Here is a 22,221-nt window from a genome sequence, read left to right on the forward strand (position 1 = left end):
CTCTATTATGATCCCCTAACGCCAAACTTGCTGGGATTTTCCCGTAATTAAGTCCCATAAGCGGATGGTTTGATCCATGCTACCGGTAGCTACAGTGCGGTTATTGGGGTGAATAGAGAGAGCTGAAACACCTCCGGTATGACCCTTTAAGGTATGCATCAATTCCCCGGTGACTAAGTTCCAAACTTTGACTTCTGGGCTACTTGACCCGGTGACGATATAGCGGGCATCTTGGGTAATAGCAAGCGATCGCACCTGCGCTCCATTTTCCTGTAAACGACGACTCGTGGGAATCTCCAGTTTTCCCTGCTCAACTGGTCGCAAATCCCACACCCGTACCTGGCCGTCTTCTCCTCCAGATGCTAATAATTTACCATCTCTACTCAGGGCTAACCCGTATACTGCTCCCCGATGAGCGGGAAAACTGGAGACCAACTCTAAACGATTTAAATCCCACAGGTGAACCCTGCCATCGGCGCTACCGCAGGCTAACCAACGGCGATCGCCACTCAAGGTTACCGTATAAACCGTTTCCCTGGGGCCATCTAGGGTTGTCAACAACACCCCAGTTTGCAGATCCCATAGCTTGACGGTGCGATCGTCTCCTCCACTAACCAGCAGTTGACTATCGGCGCTAATGGCTAAACTATACACTCCCCCCTGATGAGCGGTAAGAGTCTCAATTAACCGTCCGGTAATCAAATTCCACAGCTTAATTTTGCCGTCAAAACTGCCACTAGCCACCACCGGTTGAATGGGACTGATGGCTAAAGACCAAACAGAGGTTTCATGACCAGAAAAGGTATGCAGGGGAGACGAATGATGAGCTGTAGCAACGGGCCAAATCTTCAAGCTTTGGTCTAAACTGCTACTAATTAATAAATCTCCTGTCCCGGTAAACCCTAGGGCCGAAATCATATCACCATGGGGGGTGAAATTATCGGGAAAGAGACGAGTATCGAGATTCCAGAGATTGACGATAGCATCATCTCCCCCACTAATGAGGGAGCGACGATCTGGGGTAAAGGCGATCGCGCTCACTCCGGTTTCATGACCCGAAAAGGTTTGAATTTCCGATCGCGTGGCTATATTCCATAACTTCACCGTGCCATCATCGCTACCACTGGCTAAAATATGTCCAGTGGGACTAAATTTCAGGGACAAAACTCCCAAGCGATGACCGGTTAACAGGGTTTCAAGTAATCCCGTCCGCACATTCCAAAGAGCGATCGCCTCCTCAAACCCACTACTAGCCAAAACCCGTCCATCTTCACTCAAGGCCAAAGCTAAAATACCACCGGTTGGCGACTCTAAAATCTGTTGTTCTTCACCCGTATAAAGATTCCAAAAGCGAATGGTTGCATCTGCACTGCCACTAATTAAGGTATTCCCATCCGGTGTAAAAGTTAACGCTTGCACCCAATCTTCATGACCTTCTAAAACCCCGATCGCCTTTCCCGTTTCCAGATTCCATAAATGAATCATCCGATCCAAGCCCCCACTGGCTAAAATCCGTCCATCCCGACTAATGGCTAGGGCTAAAATACCATTACGATGACCCGTAAATGTGGTCATTTCCTCTCCTGTTGCTGTATTCCATACCTTAATCGTGCGGTCTAAACCAGCACTAGCCATCAATTTACCCCGTGGACTCATAGCCAACGCTAACACCGCTTCCGTATGACCCGTTAGCATCCCTATGGGCCGACTTTCCCACAAATCCCACAGATAAATTTGATTCTCTTCCCCAGCACTGGCAACGATGCGAGCATTAGGACTCACCGCAACGGCTTTCACTGCTTTTGTATGTTCTGATAGTCGTTGCGTGGGTGGAATTCCAGGGGGAACGCTACGCAAACGCTGCACCGGTTGAGCGATAATGCCACCCATCGGTAATGCCATCGCCCCATCCCTTCTTAAGGCTATTTCTGAACTTTGCATTAGCACAGAAATAGCCATCATCCATAGTATCTTAAATAAGCTTGAATATTTCATACAATTGATATTAATCCCCAAAGTTCAGCTTACAATGGAAAATGGGAACTTAAAGATTACTTTTTAAGTCATTCTATTATAATCTATCACTTCAGGAGTCAATGGTCATGAATTATTTTGCCATCATCATGCAGATGCTACGGGAGCGAAATTCATTCATGGAGGAAATTTATCAAGGTGTTAAAATCAAATCCAAAATCACGGGTCTATTTATTTCTAGTTCCCTACTTTTCGGATTTTATGGATTGATTATGGGAGCCTATGGTCATTGGTATCAATCCTTAGTTTCAGCCATGAAACTCCCTGCACTCTACCTACTCACCTTAATCATCTGTTTCCCCACATTATATATCTTCAATGTCTTATTTGGCTCTAAATGTAAAGTTGAACAATATCTCTGTTTACTCATGAGTGCCATGGGATTGATTAGCATTTTACTCTGTGCCTTTGCTCCCATTACCGTTTTCTTCCTCTTAAGCATCGCCGATTATCACTTCTATCTCCTCTTAAATGTTGTTATTCTAGGAGTGACTGGATTTTTCGGAATTCAGTGGTTTTATCAAGGCATGAAACAACTAATGAAGGTTGATGAAATTGGATATGAAATTCGCCACAAAATACTTTTAGGATGGTTATTCTTATATGGCATCATTGGTAGTCAACTCGGTTGGACACTGCGTCCTTTTATGGGAACTCCAGGAAGAGAATTTGAACTTTTCCGTCCCTTAGAAAGTAATTTTTATAGTGCGGTTTTCAAGTCGTTTATTTCTTTATTTAACTAATTTCACTCAATCCCATCTGTATTTTGTCCCCTAATTGTTATGAATTCAGACTCAGAAGATCTGCAAATATCCGATGAAACTCTGCAAAAAATAAGTGGTATTTCTATCCATGATAGTTTCCTGGGAGAATATTATCGGGTTTGGGCGAAAGTTAGTCATCAGGAATCTAATGAGGAAAAAAGAAATGCAGCTTTGCTAAAATTTTCGGGACTAGAGTTAGGCTTATTTTTTCTTACCTTAGTGATTGCTTCTGGCACAACCCTACTGGTGATTAAAAATTCCTGGAATAGCGCTAATCCTAATTACTGGATACCCGTCGCCTCTAGCTTGGGGTTGACTGCTTTTTTGTTTTTCATCATTAACCTGTACGTTTATTTGAGTTCTAAATCTTTGATTTACTTACTCAATCTTTTAAATGAACTGGACAATTATGAGCGCATTGTAACCATATTCTATCGTATGGATGGGTTGATTACTGACGGTTATATGGAGCAAGATACTGAGAATCGTAATCAAATGATTGAAGCACTGAAAATTACGAAAGATAGCTTTATCCATGCCCTGAAAGCCGAACGACTGGTGCGCGAGTATCATCAAATCCAATTACCCGATGATTTGTTCCATCAATTGGATCGCAATTTATCGGATTTAATTGATTTTGATGTCCAAGGTCAAGATGGTCATTATGGACGCTTAATTAATGAAACTTTGGAAATTGGCATTAGTGTTCATCGGGAACTGCGGAAATTGCAACAGGTGAGTGGGAGATAAAATAATTGAAAGTTTGGGGATTTTTAAGCCTAAAAAAGGTTTACCCATTACCGATTATCAGGGTAAGGGCAAAAATGAGGAATCATCATCAATGCTGATTAAAAAGCAAGCTATTTTGAATTTTTTATTTTGCTTTCATTATGAATTCATTTTAGATTCATTTTTTAAATTGATTTCCCCAAATTCTTAGCTCTTTCCTGTCATTTCTAAACACAACTGGCGAAAATGATCGCCCCGTTGTTCAAAATTGGCATATTGATCGAAACTGGCGCAGGCAGGAGAAAATAATACCCCTTTAGCTTTATACTGTTGGGCTAGGATTAAGGAGCGGGGGATGGCTCGATCCAAGGTTTCCATAATTTCATAGGCATCATAACCGAACGTTTCTAACCGTTGGGCAAAATGGGGTGCTGCCTCACCGATGAGTAACACTGCTGCTGCTTTAGATTTAATCCGATGCAACCATTGGGTATCATCGCCTTCTTTGGCTTCTCCACCAGCTATTAAAATCACGGGAGCTTGCACCGCCGATAAGCCAACTTCAGCAGCATCATAATTAGTGGCTTTGCTATCATTAATAAAGTCAATTTTATTCAGGGTACAAATGAGTTCTAAACGATGGGGAACGCCGGGAAAAGTGACAATCGCCTCCGCAATCGCTTCCCGTTCAATACCCGCTAACCGAGCCACCGCCACCGCCATTAATAGGTTTTGCTGATTATGGGCCCCCACCATCCTTAAGCTGGCAGCCGGTAAAATGGGGTCTCCTTGCACCATCACCCATCGGTCTTGAATGTAAATACCTTTCTGGGGAGAACCCACTAAATGCTGTTTGCCTTGAGTGCTTGTCCAATAGGCATCAGGCCATTCTTTGAGGCCAACTTGATGTAAATAGGCATCATCACCATTCAAGACTTGCTGATGCGATCGCCGCAATAACTGCGCTTTAATATTGTAATAATTGTCCAGGGTTTTATGGCGGTTGAGATGATCGGGGGTAAACGTTGTCCAAACCCCAATTTGCGGGGACAGGGTAGAGGACGATTCAATCTGATAACTACTAATTTCCGCAATCACCCAATCGGGCCGTTTTTCCCCCAGGGCCAACTCGCAGGCAGCGTAGCCAATATTACCACAGGCGGGAGCATGGAAGCCAGCCCTCTGAAAAATCGCAGCAATTAAAGCCGTAGTCGTGGTTTTGCCATTGGTTCCCGTGACTCCCACCCAAGGAATATCCTTGAGATCTCGCCAAGCGAGTTCCATTTCTCCTAGGGTTTCAATGCCTTGCGCTCTAGCTTGCACCAACAGGGGAAGATCCCAGGGAACCCCAGGACTGACCAAAATCTGTTCAGGAAGCGGAGCATCCTCTAGACTAAAGGAATGTCCAATCTCACAGGCAATTCCCAGATCCTGAAGGATTTTCTGTTGTTGGCGTAAGGAGTCGGAGATTTGGCGATCGCTCACTTGCACCTGCCATCCTTGGCGGTGTAGCAATTTAGCGGCTGCGATTCCCGATTTACCTAAACCAATGACATGAGCAAGGGGCATATCTTTTTAGCAACAAGGGTTTGTTACTTAATGATAAGGGTTTGTGTGATATTCTGAACCTTTGAATCGGAGTTAATCACACTTCGCCCCTATTAAACATAGCCAACACTCAGAGGAATCATGGAAAATACACAAGTTTTAGACTGGATCGCCGGGGGATTAGCGATCGCCATTGCCATCGGCGGTTTAGTCATGCTCTTTCAAGGATTAGCCGGTTTTAATGAGCAGGATAAAAAGTGAAATCAGGGCGTTTAAACCTAATTCGGTTTTACTCTCATTAACACCTGTCCAAACTCAATGGGTTGGGCATTGTCCACCAAGATTTCTACCACTTCTCCAGAGACTTCCGCCTCCAGCTCATTCATCAACTTCATCGCCTCAATAATACACACCGTATCTCCCACCCGAATGCGAGCGCCCACCTCCGTAAAGGGCGGCTCATCCGGAGCTGGAGCGCGATAGAATGTCCCTACCATGGGGGACTTAATCTCTTCTAGTTTTTGCTCTAGAGGAGGTGGAGAGGGTTCACTCACCGGAGGTGTGGGTGGAGCGATCTGCGTCAGGGTAGGCACTGGACTTTGGGCAACTGGAGGAGAGACGGCAACATGAGATACACTGGCGACCGGGCCAGTTTCTCCCTTGCGAACCGTCAGCTCAAAGGCATCACTCTTTAACGTCAACTCCGCAATATCGGTTTGACTTAAAGTAGTAAGTAGTTCACGGAGTTCGTCAAAGTTCAAATTCACAGTTGCTTCACCCTTTCTCTAGTGCTTGGTATACAATGGTTTTAACCGGTTTAAGTTGATGGAATTACTTTTCTCGGCCTAAATAGCTATCGTCACGGGTATCAATTTTAATCTTTTCACCAATGGAGATAAACAAAGGAACCATTACCTGAGCGCCGGTTTCCACAGTAGCCGGTTTCGTTCCTCCCGTAGCCGTATCTCCTTTCACACCGGGATCGGTTTCTATCACTTCTAAAATAACGGAGTTGGGCAATTCCACATCGATTACTCTCTCACCCCAGGTAAGAATATTCACTTCCATACCTTCTTTGAGATACTTAACGCGATTGCCAATTTGGTTTTCATTCAGGCGACTCTCTTCATAGGTCGCCATATCCATGAACACCAACTGATCTCCATCGCGATAAGTAAACTGTTTTGTGTTCTTCTCCAAATTTGCTTGAGGGACTGTTTCCCCTGCCCGGAACGTCCGCTCAATCACGCTACCCGTTTGGGCATTCTTCAGCTTCGTGCGGACAAAAGCAGATCCCTTACCGGGTTTAACGTGCAAGAACTCGATTACCCGCCATACACTGCCATCGAGTTCGATGGACACGCCCGTTCTAAAATCGTTACTCGAAATCATAAAAACGCTGGGTCGATTTAGATTATGCAATCATTGGCATCCTATTTTAACCCCCGTTGGGCCATTTCCCGATCTTCTTTTTAGGTTTATTGGGAGTAGGGGAGTGGGGGAATGGGGAGATAGGGAGCGGGGACACGCAGATCTGGGGAATGACTCCCTTTTACCTACTCCCTATTACCCCATCACCCTTAAGTCGTATACTCAGCATTAATTTTGACGTAATCGTAGCTGAGATCGCAGCCCCAAGCCTTCGATTTTCCTGGGCCATTACCGATGGAAACCCCAATTTTCACCGTATCCTCTTGTAAATATGCCCCTTGGGCCGCTTGTTTCATGTATGCACTAGCCCCATCGCGGTCAAACACCAGGGGTTGGCCATTTTCCATCATCTTGAACTCACCTAGCGTAATATTGAGGTTTTCGGCTTCAAAGTGGACTCCAGCGCGACCGGCTGCTGCTGCAATGCGTCCCCAGTTGGGGTCACGACCAAAAATAGCCGATTTCACCAGGGACGAACCGACAATGGTTTTCGCTACTTTACTGGCTGCTTCTTCATTATCTGCACCAGTGACTTCGACTTCCACTAAACAGGTTGCGCCTTCTCCATCACGGGCCATAGCCTTAGCCAGATGCTGGCAAACGGCAGTTAGCATGGCTTCGAGCTTTTCGGCTTCTGGCCCCATAGTAGTAATGGCAGGAGTGCGAGATTGACCATTGGCTAGGGCGATCAGGGTATCATTAGTGCTGGTATCTCCATCGACAGTAATTTGGTTAAAACTGCGGTTAGCGGCTCGACTGAGCATTTCTTGCCATAGATGGGGGGAAACTGTGGCATCACAGGTGACGAAGGAGAGCATGGTGGCCATATTGGGATGGATCATGCCAGAACCTTTGGCAATACCGCCAATACGCACGGGGCGATCGCCAAATTGAGCTTCTAGAGCAATAGTTTTCGGCACTAAATCCGTAGTCATAATAGCTCTAGCGGCTGTATTTGAGCCGTCACTGGATAAACTGGAAACCACTTGGGGAATACCCGATCGCATAATATCCATTTTGATCCGTTGACCGATCACCCCTGTAGAAGCCAAGAGGATCGAATTGGGATCGACATTGAGGGCGTTTCCCAAGAGGGATGCACACTCTAGGGCATCTTGCCATCCGGCTTCCCCTGTGGCGGCATTGGCTTGACCGGAGTTACACAAAATCGCTTTAGCGTTCGGTTTTTGCTCTAAGCGCTGACGACAATAGTCTACGCAAGCCGCGCGGACTTGTACCGTGGTAAAGACTCCGGCGGCGATCGCCTCTACATCCGATACAATTAACGCTAAATCCGGTAATCCTGAAGCTTTTAATCCGGCTGTAATGCCTGCGGCTTGATATCCCTTGGGTGCAGTGACTCCACCTTCTATTACTTGCCAGTCTGACATACCTGTAAATTTCCCTGCTGTCAATCGGTACGAAAGGCAATTATAGCGCCTCATGTGGGGAATGGGTAATGGACGGGTCACCCCTTAAGATTCTATATAATAGATAAGCTTATAGCGAAACGATCGCCCGTTATCTTAAACCATGCAACCAACCGACTCATCTAAATTTACCAATAAAGCTTGGGAAGCCATTGTCAACTCTCAGGATATCGCTCGACGAGGGAAACATCAGCAGTTGGAAGTCGAGCATGTGGCGATCGCCCTTTTGGAGCAAGGGGGACTGGCGAAAACGATCCTCGAAAAGGTGGGAATTGAACCAGGGCGGTTATTACAGCAGTTAACCCAGTTTGATAGTCGTCAGAAAACCACCTACAATGTTGACCAACTCTATCTCGGTCGCAGTCTAGATAAACTCCTGGATGAAGCCGAAACTGCCCGGCAAACTTGGAATGATGAATATATTTCTGTCGAGCATATTTTACTCGCTTTTGCCGAAGATCAACGGATTGGGCGGGAATTGGTGCGCCGATTTAACCGCACCCGCACCCAACTCGAACAAACCATTAAGGATATTCGCGGCAGTCAGACGGTCTCGGATCAAGCCCCAGAAAACCGCTACGACGCTTTGGAGAAGTACGGGCGAGATTTGACAGAATTGGCGCGATCGGGCAATCTAGACCCCGTTATCGGGCGGGATGAGGAGATTCGGCGGGTGATACAAGTCCTCTCCCGCAGAAGGAAAAATAATCCGGTGTTAATTGGGGAACCGGGGGTGGGAAAAACGGCGATCGCCGAGAGCCTAGCCCAGCGCATCGTCAATAATGAAGTGCCAGAGTCTCTCAAAAATCGGCAACTGATCGCCCTGGATATGGGCAGTTTAATCGCTGGAGCTAAATATCGCGGGGAATTTGAAGCCAGACTGCGGGCTGTTTTGCGGGAAGTCACCCACTCCGAAGGGCAAATTGTCCTGTTTATCGATGAGCTGCATACCGTAGTCGGAACCGGTTCCGGCCAATCGAGTGCCATGGATGCCTCCAATTTACTCAAACCCATGTTAGCGCGGGGCGAGTTGCGCTGTATTGGAGCCAGTACCCTGGATGAATACCGCAATTATATTGAAAAAGATGCGGCCCTAGAGCGTCGCTTCCAACAGGTGTATGTAGATCAACCCGGTGTCGAAGATACCATTTCTATTCTGCGGGGGTTAAAAGACCGCTATGAAGTTCACCATAGCGTTAAATTTACGGACTCGGCGTTGGTTGCAGCAGCAAAGTTATCGAACCGCTATATTACGGATCGGTTTTTGCCGGATAAGGCGATCGATTTGATTGATGAAGCGGCGGCTAAATTAAGAATGGATATTACCTCTAAACCGGTGGAACTCGAAACCATAGATCGCCGGATCATGCAGTTAGAGATGGAAAAAATTTCCTTGGATGGGGAACAGTTGAAAGAACCTCAAGAAAAAGTCAGACGCATTGAGCAAGAGATTACGGAACTGAAGGAAAAACAGAAAAAATTCAACGATCAATGGCAAATGGAAAAGCAACTGATCGATGATATTAAGATCCTCAAAGAATTAGAGGAACAGTTGCGGGTGCAAATTGAACAAGCAGAACGGGCCTATGATTTAAATCGGGCTGCCCAGCTTAAATATGGCAAATTGGAGAAAACGGAACGGGAGCGGGAAACCAAAGAAGGGCAACTGCAAGCCTTGCAAGAAACTGGATCGACTCTATTGCGCGAACAAGTCACAGAAGCGGATATTGCCGAAATTGTCGCCAAGTGGACGGGTATTCCAGTCAATAGTTTATTAGAGTCAGAACGGCAAAAACTGCTACACCTAGAAGATTATTTACATGAGCGCGTCGTCGGTCAACATGAGGCGGTACAGGCGGTTGCTGAAGCCATACGCCGTGCCAGGGCGGGAATGAAAGATCCCGGTCGTCCCATCGGTTCGTTCCTGTTTATGGGGCCGACAGGGGTGGGAAAAACGGAATTAGCCCGCTCGCTGGCTGCCAGTTTGTTCGACTCGGAAGAAGCCATAGTCAGAATTGATATGTCCGAGTATATGGAGAAACATGCTGTTTCCCGCTTAGTGGGTGCGCCTCCGGGATATGTGGGATATGAGGAAGGGGGACAGTTGAGCGAACAAGTCCGTCGTCGCCCCTATTCTGTGGTGCTGTTAGATGAGGTGGAAAAGGCGCATCCGGATGTGTTTAATATTTTGCTGCAAGTCCTCGATGATGGTCGAATTACGGACTCCCAAGGACGGACGATTGATTTCCGCAATACGGTGATTGTGATGACCAGTAATATTGGATCGGAGCATATTTTGGATGTTTCTGGGGATGATACCCAATATGAGGAGATGCGGAAGCGGGTACAAAAAGCTCTCCGCAAACAGTTTCGTCCAGAATTTATCAATCGTGTGGATGATATTATCCTCTTCCATGCCTTGGGTAAAGGGGAATTGGCTAGTATTGTCCATATTCAACTACAACGCACTCAGCAGTTGTTAGCGGAGCAAAAGATTAGCCTAAAAATTACCCCGGCTGCCGTTGACCATTTGGTAGAGGCGGGCTACGATCCGGTGTATGGGGCCCGTCCGTTGAAGCGGGCGATTCAAAAACAGGTGGAGAATGCGATCGCCACCCAAATCTTAGACAATACGTTTATAGAAGGCGATACCATTACTATTGATTGCCAAGATGGTGCGCTCACCTTCAATAAACTCAAGGATGTCATCCTATCCCCAGAACCCGAACCGGTTGCCTCTGTCTCCGAGTAAGGATTAGAAAAATGTCTGTACAATTTACAGTTGCTATTCCCACCTATAACGGCGCAAATCGATTCCCAGAAGTGTTGGATAAATTGCGCCAACAAACTGGGGTTGATGCGCTCTCCTGGGAAATTATCCTAGTGGATAATAACAGTACAGACAACACTGCCCAAGTTTTTCAAGAGTACCAACAAACTTGGGATTTAGAGATTCCCTTACGATATGTCTTTGAGCAACAACAAGGACTTGCTTTTGCTCGACAATGTGCTTTCAAAGAAGCTCAAGGAGAATGGGTGGGATTTCTCGATGATGATAATTTACCCTATCCCAATTGGGTGACTTCAGCTTACCAGTTTTCCCAAAAATATCCTAAATTAGGTGCATTTGGGGGGCAAATTCACGGATTATTTGAATCCCCTCCTCCAGAGAAGATTCAACCCCTTTTGCCCTATTTAGCTTTGGTGGAACGAGGGGCCGATCCCCTGTTATACTCTCCTCAGAATAACCTACTACCACCGGGTGCTGGCATGGTCATTCGTAAACAGGCTTGGTCAAAAAGTGTGCCCGAAAAATTAACCTTAAGTGGCAGAATTAACGGAAAATTCATTAGCGCTGAAGACTTGGAATTATTATCCTACATTCAAGAGAAAGGATGGGAAATTTGGTACAATCCAGAAATGGAACTCGATCATAAAATTCCCCCATGGCGCTTAGAGCGAGATTATCTGATTCCGATGATTCGGGGAATTGGTCTGAGTCGTTATGTGACTCGCACATTGAAAGCTAAATCTTGGCAAAAACCCTTGATTTATCCCCTTTATATGCTTAATGATCTAAGAAAGCTGTTAATATTGCTTTTACAGTATCGAAATCAAGTGAAGTCTGATGTGGTGGCTGCCTGTCAGTTAGAAATGCTCATGGGAAGCTTAAGCAGTCCATTATATCTGTGGAAACAAGGTTATTTTAATCGCATACAAGGCTCTTAAATTTTTATGGTATTGAAATTATGAAAGTTCTTGCCTGGCCAGCTTTTAAGACTCGATATCTTAATCCTTATAATTGGTTATTATATCAACCCATGGCTCATCAAGGGGTAACCGTTGAAGAATTTTCTCCCCAACAGTTACTCCTAAAGGGCTATGATATTTTCCATCTCCATTGGGCTGCTGAAACTATTGTGCGCCATCCACAAAAAACGGTGGCCGCTCTACGCGCTCGCCTGATGTTAGCTTTAATAGATTGGGCTAAGTTTAGAGGCACAAAAATTGTTTGGACATTTCATGATAAGATTCCCCATGTAGTCTTGCATCCAGAGTTAGCCGAATGGTTTCAAGCAGAGTTACTTAAGCGTATTGATGGCTATGTGAGTATGTGCAAAGTCGGACAGGCGATCGCACAAGAGTGCTATCCTAGCTTAAAGAACTGTCCCTCTGCTATTATTCCCCATGGTCATTATCGAGGAGAATATACTGATGAAGTGGATCGGAGCAAGGCTAGGAAAATCCTAAATATTCCAGACTCTGCCACTGTATTTGTGTTATTGGGGAATATTGCACCGTATAAAAATGTCCCTCTTTTGATCGAAAAGTTTCGAGAGCTTAACGAGCCTAATTCTATTCTTTTAATTGCCGGCCGTCCTAACTTTCCTCAAACTCAAGGAGAAGTTGAAGAGGCAGCAGCAGGAGATTCAAGGATTCGCTTATCATTTGGATACGTTGCCAATGAAGATCTTCAACTGTATTATAGAGCAGCCGATTTAGTGGTGCTTCCATTTGCAGAAATTCTCAACTCTGGAAGCGCCTTATTAGCTTTATCTTTCGATTGTCCTATCTTGGTTCCTAATCAAGGAGCCATGGCGGAACTGCAAACCTGGGTCGGCTCTGATTGGATTAAAGTCTATGAAAATGAGTTAAATCCTAATCTACTCAAAGAGAGCTTAGAGTGGATAAAAAACACCAGATCTCAACATGCACCTTTAGAAGAACTTGATTGGAAAAGATTAAGTTACGATACGATAAAATTGTATCAAAAATTATGCTCTAAGTCAATATCAAGTTTAGGAAGTATTTCATGAAACTGGCTTTTGTGACCCATTTGGATCTCTACAATCCTAAAAGTTGGCCTCGTCAAGCGGTGGGGAACTGGGGAAGTAGTTACCGGATGGCAAAAACGCTAGAAAAACAAGCTGATTCTTTTACCTATATTGGTAATCTTGCAGAAAAGCATTCGCTAGTGGCGAAACTGGAACGGCGGTTTTATGAAACCCTATTTCCCGATCAACTCTATCATTACTGGGCAGAGCCTTCTGTTAATCGGAATTATGCTAGAGAAATTAGGCAAAAACTACTTGATATAAAACCAGATATTGTTTTTTCTCCCAATATTACCATCTTAGCTTATTTAGAATATCCTAGACCTAAAGTGTTATGGACAGATACGACTTATTGCGGTTTTCCAGAAGGATTTGGAGAGAGTTGTTTGGCTTCTAAAACCCATTTACAAAATATCGATCGTTTAGCGTTAAGCAACTGTGATTTAGCTATTTTTTCATCAGATTGGGCTGTAGAAACGGCTCAAAAGCTCTATGGGGTGAATCCGAAGAAGCTAAAGGTGGTGACTACAGGGGAAAATATAGAGTGCGATCGCACCCCGGAAGAGATTCAGCGTATCCTTCAAGGAAAGTCGAAAGCCACGTGCCATCTGTTGTTTATCGGTGTAGACTGGTATCGTAAAGGGGGTAATATTGCCTTAGAGGTGGGGCGATCGCTACATCAGTCTGGATTTCCCGTCCACTTAACCTTTGTGGGAACCCGTCCTCCCCAGGATGAACCTCTACCCGATTTTGTCACCGTCATTGAGTTTATTGATAAATCCACTGACAAAGGACGAGAACAACTTGATGCTATCTTTGCACAATCTCATTTTTTGATTTTACCCTCTAGAGCGGATGTCACACCAGCCGTCATCCGAGAAGCAAGTTCTTTCGGACTCCCTAGCTTATCAACCCAAGTCGGAGGTATTCCTACATTAATCCGAGAAGGAAAAAATGGCAAAACCTTTTCTCTCAATGCCAAAATTGAAGAGTATAAGCAGTATATTCAATCCACATTCTATGATTGGGAAACCTATCAGGCTTTAGCTATTTCTTCTTTTCAAGAATACCAAGAGCGCCTCAATTGGGACAAGGCTGGAAAATTAGCCTATAAGCTGATGCAAGACCTCATAGAAAAACTTGGAAATGGGATCAAATGATGCAACTCGATTATATAACAACCTATGATGTATTTAACCCTTCTAGCTGGCCCAAACAACATACGGGAATGTATACGGCTGGTTCTTATTTGTCTCAAGAATTAGCAGATCAAGAAGTTTCCCTAAACTATCTCGGCCCGTTAGCAAAATTCAAGACTCCAGTTACACGCTTAAAATGGCTGTTTTATCGCAAGTTCTTTAAGCAAGATTATTATAGCTGGGCAGAACCGATAGTTTTAAAATATTATGCTAAACAGATTGAAAAAAAGTTATCTACTTCTGGCTCTAGTCTGGTACTCTGTCCAGAAAATGCCATCCCCCTTGCTTACTTAACAAGCCCTAAACCCCTGGTTCTATGGACAGATGCGCCTTTAGGTAGTTTGATTAATTTTTACTCTTATTTAAAGAATTTGTGTGACGAAACAAAAAGCAATATCTATAGACTAGAAAAAGCCGCTTTTGAGAAATGCGATCGCCTCATTTTCACTTCCGATTGGGCAGCTCATGAATCGATTAAAATTTATAATTTATCTCCTGAGAAAGTTAGCGTTATTCCTTGGGGCGCTAATCTAAAAAGTACCCGAACTTTATCAGATATTGAATTATCGATTAAAAAGCGAAATCCCAATCAATGCCAACTGTTGTTTATCGGTGTAGATTGGCAAAGAAAAGGAGGGGATTTTGCAGTAGAAGTTACTCAACACTTAAACAATGCAGGGGTAAAAACAACCTTAAATGTGGTTGGATGTCAACCCCCTAAATGGACATCGAGTCTAGATTTTGTGAACGTCATTGGATATATCGATAAGTCTACAGCATCTGGAAAACAACAATTAGATGATTTATTTTCTACGTCTCATTTCTTGATTTTACCTTCACAGGCTGAAACTTATGGTCATGTTCTGATTGAAGCAAATTCCTATGGTGTGCCTTGCGTCGCTACCAATGTTGGCGGAATTCCGACGATTATTCAAGAAGGAAAGAATGGCAGGACTTTTCCCTTAGAAGTAGAAAGTTCACTGTGCAGTCAGTATATCCTAGAGATGCTACAGAATCGAGAAGCTTATCAGTCTTTGGCTCTGTCTTCATTTCAGGAATACGAGTCTCGACTGAATTGGAAAATAGCGATCGAAAGATTCAAAAAATTAACTCAACAAATTATGGGTTAACTCATGTTAAATTTTAAATAGAAATGACAAGGAACGATCAAGGAATGAGCCGAAAACAAGCGCAAATTGGCATTACTGGGGGAATTGCGACGGGTAAAAGTACGGTGACTCAATATCTGGAACACCGTTATGGTTTGCCGGTGTTTGATGCGGATAGTTACGCACGGGAAGCAGTAAAACCCGAATCGCCCATTTTTGAGCGCATTGTGCAACGATATGGGGAGTCCATCGAGTTACCGGAAGGGGGATTAAATCGTCAGCAGTTAGGGGAGATTGTGTTTAATAACCCTGTTGAGCGACAATGGTTAGAGGAACAAATTCATCCCTATGTACTCGATCGCCTCTATACTATCCTCAATCAATCCTCTCCCCAGGATACCCTCGTCTTCTCCATCCCCCTGCTGTTTGAAGCTCAGATGACTGATTTGGTGGAAGAAATCTGGGTGATTTACTGTTCTGAAGAGCAACAAATCGAACGACTTATGAACCGCAATCATTTAACCTTTGAACAAGCGCAGATGAGGATAAATAGCCAAATGCCGTTAGCTGAGAAAGTTCAGCGAGGCGATCGCCTATTAGACAACTCTTCTACTGAGTCCGAATTATTTCAACAGGTCGATCGACTGCTCCAGCACTCTGGACAATTGAGATCGGGGATTAGCGGCGATCGCCAGTTTTCGGTTACACTGAAGCGATCGAACTCCCGAATATAAGTCAACTCAATCACGGATGGACAAGGATTTAGACCCTAGTGTACAACCCTGGAAACAGGAACTCAACACCACTCTGGAGCGGATAGAAACCTTAGCCGCGACACACGAACAAGATACCCTTACCTTATTAGCTATCCTTCGCAGTCTCGAACACATGCATCGTCATATTCGAGACACCTGGTTTCAAGACTCCCTTCCCGATAACCGTCAAGCCTTATATTCGCTGCTGCGAGACATCGAAACTGAAGGAGGATGGCCCTATATTAGTCGAATTCAATTACAAACCATTCTCAGAGTTTGGTTTCAAGCTGAGGTTGTCCGTAATTTGCCTACATCTTTAGAGTCTGAACTCCTTGATGACTGATGAAAATAACCACCTTAAACAACATCCCCCAAGAAGGGGTTTCTCACAATCTCAAGATTCGCAAACAAGTGATGTTACGCATGGGGGATTTACCCCATTTAACTAACTTTTCCCAAGCCAAGTTTCCCCCTGGAGAAGTGGCTAATGCTCATAGCCATCCCGATATGTGTGAAGTATTCTTTATTGAATCGGGAACCGGAATAATTACGGTAGATAATCAGGAATATCCCCTTTCTCCAGGCACTTGTATTGCCATTGATGTCGGTGAAGTTCATGAGCTGCGAAATACGGGTGTAACCGAATTAGTCGTGACTTATTTTGGCTTAAGAGTTCCTTTATAATGGTAGAGTTGATACAACGATCTGCCCAAAAAATAGAAACATAAACGATGGACTTATCCAATAACAATACCGCGAAAAACCTCGAAGCTGCCTTCGGGGGCGAATCAATGGCTAACCGTAAGTATTTATTTTTTGCCGAAGTAACCAAAAAGTTAGGGATGTCAGAACTGGCGAAACTGTTTAGAGAAACAGCCAATCAGGAAACCGAACATGCCTTTGCCCATTTTCGCTTAATCCATCCCGAATTAGTAGTCGATGATGCGGCATCTTTGACGGAGGAACAGAAAAAGGCGATCGCCTCCCGGTGCTTAGAATTAGCCATTGAAGGCGAAACCTACGAATACACCATCATGTATCCCGAATTTGCTGAAGCAGCAAAGCAAGATCGCGACAGTGACGCGGTGGCTGAATTTGAAGCGCAAACCCAAGAATCCCAAGAACATGCCCGAATCTTCCGTAAAGCAGCCCACAATTTTGGCCTCCTCACCAGCATTGAACAACATCATGCCCGTCAATATACGGATGCGCTGAGTAGTTTAGACGGTCAACCCCCCACCAAACAAGCTCCTAGCGATGATGAAATGACGCAAAAATGGATTTGTCGTCAATGTTCCATGATCTACGATCCCGTCAAAGGCGATCCCGATTCGGGAATTGCTCCGGGAACCCCATTTTCTGCCATTGCCGATGATTGGACTTGCCCCATCTGTGGAGCGCAGAAAAAGCTCTTTATTCCCTATGAAGAACCTGCCGCAGCGTAGAACCATCATCTAAGAATTAGGGTGGGCAAAGTCGCCAGAGAATAGATGGTTTGAGAAGTAGGGGCGAAAAATTTTTCGCCTCTCTAGCTAATTCAAAATTGGATCAGTACCGAAAAGGGCTGTGGAAATTTCCCGGAAATTGACTCATAAGAGCCGACGATCTGTTAAGGTCTATTAAGATTTTCGATAACGTACAGATTCTTTAACGACTCCCACTCAGGATTGATTTTCTATGGCTTCTGTGTTCAGTATTTTCTTCATTCCCTTTCAGTCCCTATTGAAACCCCTTAAACCCCATTGGTGGCTCACTACCCTGCTCTGGATGGTGATGGCTTCTTTGGCGAGTGCGGCGGAAGTAGAATTGCGGGTCGCAATTCAGGAAGATGCCGATCAAGTCAAAATTGGCAGTTCTACCGCCGCTATTGTCAAAGATGGCAATGGTCAGGTGATTGGGGAGTTAAACCCCATGGATGGGTTTACGGCTCAGTCTGATTATAATGGAGTTTCTTTAGCCCAGTGGCGAGCGGGACAACTGTGGATTGAGCCAGAAAATAATGGGTTGGTGTGGATTGGCGATCGCTGGTATCGAGGTAGACTGCTCATTATGCCCACAGATGAAGGAATTACCGCCATTAATTATGTCGATATTGAACATTATCTCTACAGTGTGGTCGGCGGCGAAATGATCCCCTCTTGGCCCCTAGAAGCGCTGAAAGCTCAAGCCGTATCGGCTCGCAGCTATGCCCTCTATCACCGAGAAAAAACAGCCGATAAAATTTATGATGTGGGTAATGATACCTTCTGGCAGGTCTATGGTGGCGTACAAGATGAATATGTCAGCACTCAACAAGCCGTAGATGCCACCCAAGGGCAAATCTTAGCCTACAATGGCGCAATTATTGAAGCAGTATTTCATTCCTCCTCTGGCGGCCATACGGAAAATGTGGAGGATGTTTGGTCAGAAGCCCGTCCCTATTTGCGAGCCGTTCCCGATTACGATCAACAAGCTCCCGTTTATCAATGGACAGAGATGTTTACCCTGGCTGATATCAGCGAGTTAACGGAAGGAGTGGGTAATGTGGTGTCAATTACCCCTCAAGAAAAAACGCCCCAAGGTCGGGTTCGGACGCTAAAAATTATTGGCGATCAGGGGGAAAAAGTCATTACTGGGGCCGAGTTTAGAAAGGCATTAGGGTTGAGAAGTACCTTGTTTACGATCCAACCGGTTAGCACGGGGGATAAAGCGACAGGGGCTAGAAGTTTCCAAGTTCAAGGCCGGGGATTTGGCCATGGTTTGGGAATGAGCCAGTATGGAGCCTATGCGATGGCTTCTCAAGGGTCAACCTATCAGGATATTCTCCGCCATTATTATACAGATGCTTATTTGGCTAGGGTGCGGGTAGCTGAATAGGCAACCCCCCCCCTATTCCCCTATCCCCCTATCCCTCGACCGTTTTGGTTAAATTCCAGGACGGTCTTTTCCGATAGGGGATGGGTGGTCATCTGTTGCAGCAGGTTTAGGGGTACAGTGATGACAGTTGCGCCAGCTTGTAGGGCAGATGCTGCTTCGTCGGGAGATTTGAGGCTGGCGGCTAGGATTTGAGTATTCGTGCCTTGTAAAATTTTAGCCATGGATTGGACGAGGGCGAGTCCATCCCCTAAAAGTCGGGTGGCGCGGTTGACGTAGGCGATCGCATATTTGGCTCCCGCTTCTTGGGCGATTGCCGCCTGTGCGGCACTATAAATAGCAGTCACCGAACAGTCCATATGGCGCGATAAGTAGGCTGTGGCTTGAAATCCGATCGCCGTTGCCGGGATTTTTAACACGGTTTTTTCGCCGACGATCTCATACGCTCGTTTGCCTTCCGCGATCATGCCCTCATAAGTAGAGGCGGTGAGCTGATAAAATAACTCTTGAGGTGCGATCGCCGCCAGTTGGGTTAAGGTTTCTGCCGGTGAACGATCGCTTTTCGCTAATAAGGTGGGGTTGGTGGTAATGCCTTTCACCCATCCCCATTCAATAGCGGTTTGGGCTTCAGAAATTAATGCAGAATCGAGATAAATGGCCATGGATTTTATCGTCAGTCAAAATAACAATTAGACATCATTTAGGCGCTTTCCAGCCCTTCACCCCTACAAGATACTCTAGAACAGAGGGAGAACCATGCAAACTTACCCTTTAGGCAATACCGATATTCAGATTACCCCACTCATTATGGGCACTTGGCAAGGGGATAAAACCATGTGGGTGGGTACGGATGAGGAGGAACTCATGGAAGGACTCAGAGGGGGGTTTGAAGCGGGAATAACGACCGTAGATACGGCATCCGAGTATGGTGAGGGAGATTCGGAGCGTTTAGTCGGGAAAGCATTGCGGGATGTGCGCGATCGCATGGTTTTTGCCACTAAGTTATGGGTGAGTGATTTTCGCTATGATGCGGCGATCGCCGCCTGCGAGCAGTCCTTACAGAATTTACAAACCGATTATATTGACTTGTATCAATTGCATTGGCCCTCTGGCAGTTGGGGCAGTGAAATCGTACCGATCGCCGAAACCATGCAGGCAATGGTAGACTTAAAGCAACAGGGCAAAATTCGGGCGATCGGTGTATCTAATTTTTCCGTAGACCAAATGGAAGAAGCCCGGCAATATGGCCCCATCGACAGTTTACAACCGCCCTATTCTCTCTTTTGGCGCTCCATTGAAGCCGAAATTCAAACCTATTGCATCGAGCAAAACTGGTCAATTCTCGCCTATTCTCCCCTCTGTCAAGGACTCCTCACGGGCAAATTTGGCCCCGATCATCAATTTCTCCCTGGCGATCATCGGGCGAAAAATAAGCTATTTATCAATCCAGCTCATTACCAACGGGTACAACAGACCCTAGAACAATTACGCCCCATTGCCCGCCGAAAAGAGTGTACTTTAGCACAACTAGCCCTCGCCTGGGTAATGGCTCAACCGCGCACCCATGCGATCGCCGGTTTTCGCAATCTACAACAGGTGCAAGATAACGCCAAAGCCACCGAAATCGAGCTTTCACAGGAAGACTTAGAGCAGATTTCCGCGATCGGCTCCAGGGTTACAGATTATCTAGAATATCATCCCGTTCTTTGGGATTTTTAATAAAATCTTATAGCTGGGAAATGAGATAGCATGTTATATGTCCATATGGAAAAGTGTTGATTCGAGATCCTTGGGAAGGCACTAGATATAAAATGGAACCAGAAGACTTTTTCAATTATTGGAATACGAGAGGAGTTTATCAGGAAACTAATGTATGAAAACTAAGGTTATTTCAATCGAGTCCATCCAAGGAACTCAAGATTTTCGAGTGTTGATCTCTTTGGGGAATGACCAGCAAGAATTTATTTTTACAGTGGATAGCTCCCCAAACGATCCATTTGTAGTCGTGGGGGGCGATCGCCAATTTGGTCAATTGTTTCGATTTAATCAACATCTTGCGGCCCAGGTGGGAGAATTAGTTGCCGATGTTTATTACCAGAAAGCTGTGGAGCTTCCTCTAGAGATCGGATACTTTTTTACCCCTGAAGAAGCGATCGCCGAGCAACAACGCTTTCACTCCCCCAAAATCCCTTGCTCTTAATTCTTTTCAAATAAAAATACCCTATCGAGCAAAGCATCAATATCTTCCACCAAAAAAATAGGCACACCTAACTTTTCTGCCACCTCTTCTACACTCAGATCATCTAAAAAACAACGTTCACCATGCTTTAACATCACCGTCGGCAATAAAATACCATCCCCTAAATCTTTTCCCGACAACTTATTGAGCAAATCTTCCCCAGTCAACAAACCAGTAACCGTCATTTCTTGTCCCCAATAGTCGCTATTCAAAGCTTGTAACTGAATCCTCAAGCCTGACACCTGATTTAACTGTTCTACCAGGGGAGTAAACGCTTTCTCTACCGTATTTCCCACCACCCAAGATAAAGTTCTAGGGGGAGAAACATCAGAAATCATTCTTTCTTTTATTTTCTCCTCAAACTCCCGAATAAATAACCGAATCGATCCCACCCCATTCCCAATTTGCGGATAATCCTGATAATGGGATTCAGGAGGTAAATTGACTCCAGCAATTAAAAACCATTCATCGGCTAACCAAACCACCGTCGCATCTTTTTCTTGTTGAAATTTATCCTGCAATCTTTGCACTTGTGCAATCACTTCTTGAGCCTTTTCCACAGTTACCGGAATCAATTCATCTTCAGGAGGGCGAAAACGAGTTAAACCCACAGGAACCACGGCAATTGAAGCTACTGTAGGAACCTCTCCTTGATGAAATTGGGCTAAATCTAAAATCGTTTGTTCTAAATGATTTTTATCATTAATTCCCGGACAAACAACCACTTGAGCATGAATTTGTAAGCGCCGTTCTTGAAACCATGCCAATTGCTGAAGAATTTGACCAGCGCGGGGATTTTTTAATAAGCGACTTCTAAGTTCTGGCTCCGTAGCATGAACGGAAACATAGAGGGGAGAGAGGCGCATGGCTTCAATACGGCTCCATTCCCGCTCTGATAAATTGGTTAAGGTTAAATAACTGCCGTAGAGAAAACTAAGGCGATAGTCATCATCTTTGAGATAAAGGCTTTTCCGTTTTCCTGGGGGCTGTTGATCGATAAAGCAAAAGGGACAGCGATTATTGCATTGAATTAAGCTGTCAAAAAAAGCAGTTTCAAAGGCTAGACCCAGATCCTGATCGTAGTCTTTTTCAATTTCGATTTGATGAGTTTTGCCCTTAATATCAATGACTTCTAGATCGAGAATTTCATCAGCACATAAAAACTGATAATCAATCAAGTCTCGTGGGGCTGTCCCATTAATAGAAACAATGGCATCACCGGGTTCAAAACCGATTTCGGCGGCGATGGAGTCGGGGAGAACTTGGGAGATTTTAGCTGGATGAATGGTACTCAT

General features: G+C 45.0%; 22 protein-coding genes. 15 read left to right on the forward strand and 7 right to left on the reverse strand.

Going from position 1 to position 22,221, the window contains the following annotated elements; all coding sequences use genetic code 11:
- Positions 1-15 precede the first annotated feature (15 nt).
- Positions 16-1,962 carry a WD40 repeat domain-containing protein gene (locus AC3FZD_RS15780; RefSeq protein WP_488736951.1) on the reverse strand — a complete coding sequence of 649 codons (1,947 nt, stop codon included), beginning with the start codon at positions 1,960-1,962 and terminating at the stop codon, positions 16-18.
- Between the two features lie 140 nt (positions 1,963-2,102).
- Here AC3FZD_RS15780 and AC3FZD_RS15785 point away from each other — a divergent pair, with 140 nt between their 5' ends.
- Together AC3FZD_RS15785 and AC3FZD_RS15790 are read left to right on the forward strand one after the other, a co-directional pair.
- Positions 2,103-2,777, forward strand: a complete 675-nt coding sequence (locus AC3FZD_RS15785; protein ID WP_488736952.1) for an actin-binding WH2 domain-containing protein — start codon at positions 2,103-2,105, stop codon at positions 2,775-2,777.
- Positions 2,778-2,816: 39 nt separating this feature from the next.
- Complete coding sequence (locus AC3FZD_RS15790) at positions 2,817-3,548, forward strand: hypothetical protein (RefSeq protein ID WP_488736953.1); 732 nt, start codon at positions 2,817-2,819, stop codon at positions 3,546-3,548.
- Between the two features lie 186 nt (positions 3,549-3,734).
- On the opposite strand, the gene murD is transcribed toward AC3FZD_RS15790, so the two are convergent.
- Positions 3,735-5,096, reverse strand: a complete 1,362-nt coding sequence (gene murD / locus AC3FZD_RS15795) for a UDP-N-acetylmuramoyl-L-alanine--D-glutamate ligase (RefSeq protein ID WP_488736954.1) — start codon at positions 5,094-5,096, stop codon at positions 3,735-3,737.
- Between the two features lie 120 nt (positions 5,097-5,216).
- Here murD and AC3FZD_RS15800 point away from each other — a divergent pair, with 120 nt between their 5' ends.
- Positions 5,217-5,336 carry an NAD synthetase gene (locus tag AC3FZD_RS15800; RefSeq protein WP_347179296.1) on the forward strand — a complete coding sequence of 40 codons (120 nt, stop codon included), beginning with the start codon at positions 5,217-5,219 and terminating at the stop codon, positions 5,334-5,336.
- 17 nt (positions 5,337-5,353) lie between these two features.
- On the opposite strand, the gene accB is transcribed toward AC3FZD_RS15800, so the two are convergent.
- The 3 genes from accB to argJ form a co-directional block, all read right to left on the reverse strand.
- Positions 5,354-5,842: an acetyl-CoA carboxylase biotin carboxyl carrier protein gene (gene accB, locus AC3FZD_RS15805; RefSeq protein ID WP_488736955.1), complete on the reverse strand. Its 489-nt coding sequence runs from the start codon at positions 5,840-5,842 to the stop codon at positions 5,354-5,356.
- 64 nt (positions 5,843-5,906) lie between these two features.
- Positions 5,907-6,467 carry an elongation factor P gene (efp, locus tag AC3FZD_RS15810; RefSeq protein WP_488736956.1) on the reverse strand — a complete coding sequence of 187 codons (561 nt, stop codon included), beginning with the start codon at positions 6,465-6,467 and terminating at the stop codon, positions 5,907-5,909.
- A gap of 188 nt (positions 6,468-6,655) precedes the next feature.
- Positions 6,656-7,897: a bifunctional ornithine acetyltransferase/N-acetylglutamate synthase gene (argJ, locus tag AC3FZD_RS15815; protein WP_488736957.1), complete on the reverse strand. Its 1,242-nt coding sequence runs from the start codon at positions 7,895-7,897 to the stop codon at positions 6,656-6,658.
- Between the two features lie 142 nt (positions 7,898-8,039).
- Between argJ and clpB the strand changes: the two genes are divergently transcribed.
- From clpB to AC3FZD_RS15865, 10 genes are all read left to right on the forward strand, one after another.
- Entirely contained in the window at positions 8,040-10,688 is a 2,649-nt protein-coding gene (gene clpB / locus AC3FZD_RS15820) for an ATP-dependent chaperone ClpB (RefSeq protein ID WP_488736958.1), read from the forward strand.
- A gap of 11 nt (positions 10,689-10,699) precedes the next feature.
- On the forward strand, positions 10,700-11,665 hold the full coding sequence (gene hpsE / locus AC3FZD_RS15825; RefSeq protein WP_488736959.1) for a hormogonium polysaccharide biosynthesis glycosyltransferase HpsE: 966 nt from the start codon (positions 10,700-10,702) through the stop codon (positions 11,663-11,665).
- Between the two features lie 20 nt (positions 11,666-11,685).
- Positions 11,686-12,753 carry a glycosyltransferase gene (locus tag AC3FZD_RS15830; protein WP_488736960.1) on the forward strand — a complete coding sequence of 356 codons (1,068 nt, stop codon included), beginning with the start codon at positions 11,686-11,688 and terminating at the stop codon, positions 12,751-12,753.
- A complete protein-coding gene (locus AC3FZD_RS15835) occupies positions 12,750-13,931 on the forward strand; it encodes a glycosyltransferase family 4 protein (protein ID WP_488736961.1) in 1,182 nt (393 codons plus the stop codon). Before AC3FZD_RS15830 ends, AC3FZD_RS15835 begins: the two co-directional genes overlap by 4 nt.
- Positions 13,928-15,100 carry a glycosyltransferase family 4 protein gene (locus tag AC3FZD_RS15840; protein ID WP_488736962.1) on the forward strand — a complete coding sequence of 391 codons (1,173 nt, stop codon included), beginning with the start codon at positions 13,928-13,930 and terminating at the stop codon, positions 15,098-15,100. The genes AC3FZD_RS15835 and AC3FZD_RS15840 overlap by 4 nt, the downstream gene beginning before the upstream one ends.
- A 23-nt stretch (positions 15,101-15,123) precedes the next feature.
- Entirely contained in the window at positions 15,124-15,813 is a 690-nt protein-coding gene (gene coaE, locus AC3FZD_RS15845; RefSeq protein WP_488736963.1) for a dephospho-CoA kinase, read from the forward strand.
- Between the two features lie 16 nt (positions 15,814-15,829).
- Positions 15,830-16,177 (forward strand): hypothetical protein, encoded by a 348-nt coding sequence (locus tag AC3FZD_RS15850; RefSeq protein WP_488736964.1) that lies wholly within the window; start codon positions 15,830-15,832, stop codon positions 16,175-16,177.
- Positions 16,177-16,518 (forward strand): cupin domain-containing protein, encoded by a 342-nt coding sequence (locus AC3FZD_RS15855; RefSeq protein WP_488736965.1) that lies wholly within the window; start codon positions 16,177-16,179, stop codon positions 16,516-16,518. Before AC3FZD_RS15850 ends, AC3FZD_RS15855 begins: the two co-directional genes overlap by 1 nt.
- A gap of 47 nt (positions 16,519-16,565) precedes the next feature.
- Complete coding sequence (locus AC3FZD_RS15860) at positions 16,566-17,279, forward strand: rubrerythrin family protein (RefSeq protein WP_488736966.1); 714 nt, start codon at positions 16,566-16,568, stop codon at positions 17,277-17,279.
- Positions 17,280-17,511: 232 nt separating this feature from the next.
- Positions 17,512-18,690, forward strand: a complete 1,179-nt coding sequence (locus AC3FZD_RS15865) for a SpoIID/LytB domain-containing protein (protein ID WP_488736967.1) — start codon at positions 17,512-17,514, stop codon at positions 18,688-18,690.
- 20 nt (positions 18,691-18,710) lie between these two features.
- Here AC3FZD_RS15865 and AC3FZD_RS15870 read toward each other — a convergent pair whose 3' ends face one another.
- Positions 18,711-19,349, reverse strand: a complete 639-nt coding sequence (locus AC3FZD_RS15870) for a transaldolase family protein (protein WP_488736968.1) — start codon at positions 19,347-19,349, stop codon at positions 18,711-18,713.
- A 94-nt stretch (positions 19,350-19,443) separates the two neighbouring features.
- Between AC3FZD_RS15870 and AC3FZD_RS15875 the strand changes: the two genes are divergently transcribed.
- Together AC3FZD_RS15875 and AC3FZD_RS15880 are read left to right on the forward strand one after the other, a co-directional pair.
- Positions 19,444-20,406 carry an aldo/keto reductase gene (locus AC3FZD_RS15875; RefSeq protein WP_488736969.1) on the forward strand — a complete coding sequence of 321 codons (963 nt, stop codon included), beginning with the start codon at positions 19,444-19,446 and terminating at the stop codon, positions 20,404-20,406.
- 154 nt (positions 20,407-20,560) lie between these two features.
- Positions 20,561-20,887 carry a hypothetical protein gene (locus AC3FZD_RS15880; protein ID WP_488736970.1) on the forward strand — a complete coding sequence of 109 codons (327 nt, stop codon included), beginning with the start codon at positions 20,561-20,563 and terminating at the stop codon, positions 20,885-20,887.
- On the opposite strand, the gene AC3FZD_RS15885 is transcribed toward AC3FZD_RS15880, so the two are convergent.
- Positions 20,884-22,221 carry a TIGR03279 family radical SAM protein gene (locus AC3FZD_RS15885; RefSeq protein WP_488736971.1) on the reverse strand — a complete coding sequence of 446 codons (1,338 nt, stop codon included), beginning with the start codon at positions 22,219-22,221 and terminating at the stop codon, positions 20,884-20,886. The genes AC3FZD_RS15880 and AC3FZD_RS15885 overlap by 4 nt on opposite strands.

The organism is Roseofilum sp. KMC-1 (genome assembly GCF_057802075.1).

Excerpts from the sequence above, each read along its gene's own strand:
- AC3FZD_RS15780 (WP_488736951.1), bottom strand. The coding sequence starts at position 1,962 with ATGATGGCTATTTCTGTGCTAATGCAAAGTTCAGAAATAGCCTTAAGA.
- AC3FZD_RS15785 (WP_488736952.1), top strand. The coding sequence starts at position 2,103 with ATGAATTATTTTGCCATCATCATGCAGATGCTACGGGAGCGAAATTCA.
- AC3FZD_RS15790 (WP_488736953.1), top strand. The coding sequence starts at position 2,817 with ATGAATTCAGACTCAGAAGATCTGCAAATATCCGATGAAACTCTGCAA.
- murD (WP_488736954.1), bottom strand. The coding sequence starts at position 5,096 with ATGCCCCTTGCTCATGTCATTGGTTTAGGTAAATCGGGAATCGCAGCC.
- AC3FZD_RS15800 (WP_347179296.1), top strand. The coding sequence starts at position 5,217 with ATGGAAAATACACAAGTTTTAGACTGGATCGCCGGGGGATTAGCGATC.
- efp (WP_488736956.1), bottom strand. The coding sequence starts at position 6,467 with ATGATTTCGAGTAACGATTTTAGAACGGGCGTGTCCATCGAACTCGAT.
- argJ (WP_488736957.1), bottom strand. The coding sequence starts at position 7,897 with ATGTCAGACTGGCAAGTAATAGAAGGTGGAGTCACTGCACCCAAGGGA.
- clpB (WP_488736958.1), top strand. The coding sequence starts at position 8,040 with ATGCAACCAACCGACTCATCTAAATTTACCAATAAAGCTTGGGAAGCC.
- hpsE (WP_488736959.1), top strand. The coding sequence starts at position 10,700 with ATGTCTGTACAATTTACAGTTGCTATTCCCACCTATAACGGCGCAAAT.
- AC3FZD_RS15830 (WP_488736960.1), top strand. The coding sequence starts at position 11,686 with ATGAAAGTTCTTGCCTGGCCAGCTTTTAAGACTCGATATCTTAATCCT.
- AC3FZD_RS15835 (WP_488736961.1), top strand. The coding sequence starts at position 12,750 with ATGAAACTGGCTTTTGTGACCCATTTGGATCTCTACAATCCTAAAAGT.
- AC3FZD_RS15840 (WP_488736962.1), top strand. The coding sequence starts at position 13,928 with ATGATGCAACTCGATTATATAACAACCTATGATGTATTTAACCCTTCT.
- coaE (WP_488736963.1), top strand. The coding sequence starts at position 15,124 with ATGACAAGGAACGATCAAGGAATGAGCCGAAAACAAGCGCAAATTGGC.
- AC3FZD_RS15850 (WP_488736964.1), top strand. The coding sequence starts at position 15,830 with ATGGACAAGGATTTAGACCCTAGTGTACAACCCTGGAAACAGGAACTC.
- AC3FZD_RS15855 (WP_488736965.1), top strand. The coding sequence starts at position 16,177 with ATGAAAATAACCACCTTAAACAACATCCCCCAAGAAGGGGTTTCTCAC.
- AC3FZD_RS15860 (WP_488736966.1), top strand. The coding sequence starts at position 16,566 with ATGGACTTATCCAATAACAATACCGCGAAAAACCTCGAAGCTGCCTTC.
- AC3FZD_RS15865 (WP_488736967.1), top strand. The coding sequence starts at position 17,512 with ATGGCTTCTGTGTTCAGTATTTTCTTCATTCCCTTTCAGTCCCTATTG.
- AC3FZD_RS15870 (WP_488736968.1), bottom strand. The coding sequence starts at position 19,349 with ATGGCCATTTATCTCGATTCTGCATTAATTTCTGAAGCCCAAACCGCT.
- AC3FZD_RS15875 (WP_488736969.1), top strand. The coding sequence starts at position 19,444 with ATGCAAACTTACCCTTTAGGCAATACCGATATTCAGATTACCCCACTC.
- AC3FZD_RS15880 (WP_488736970.1), top strand. The coding sequence starts at position 20,561 with ATGAAAACTAAGGTTATTTCAATCGAGTCCATCCAAGGAACTCAAGAT.
- AC3FZD_RS15885 (WP_488736971.1), bottom strand. The coding sequence starts at position 22,221 with ATGAGTACCATTCATCCAGCTAAAATCTCCCAAGTTCTCCCCGACTCC.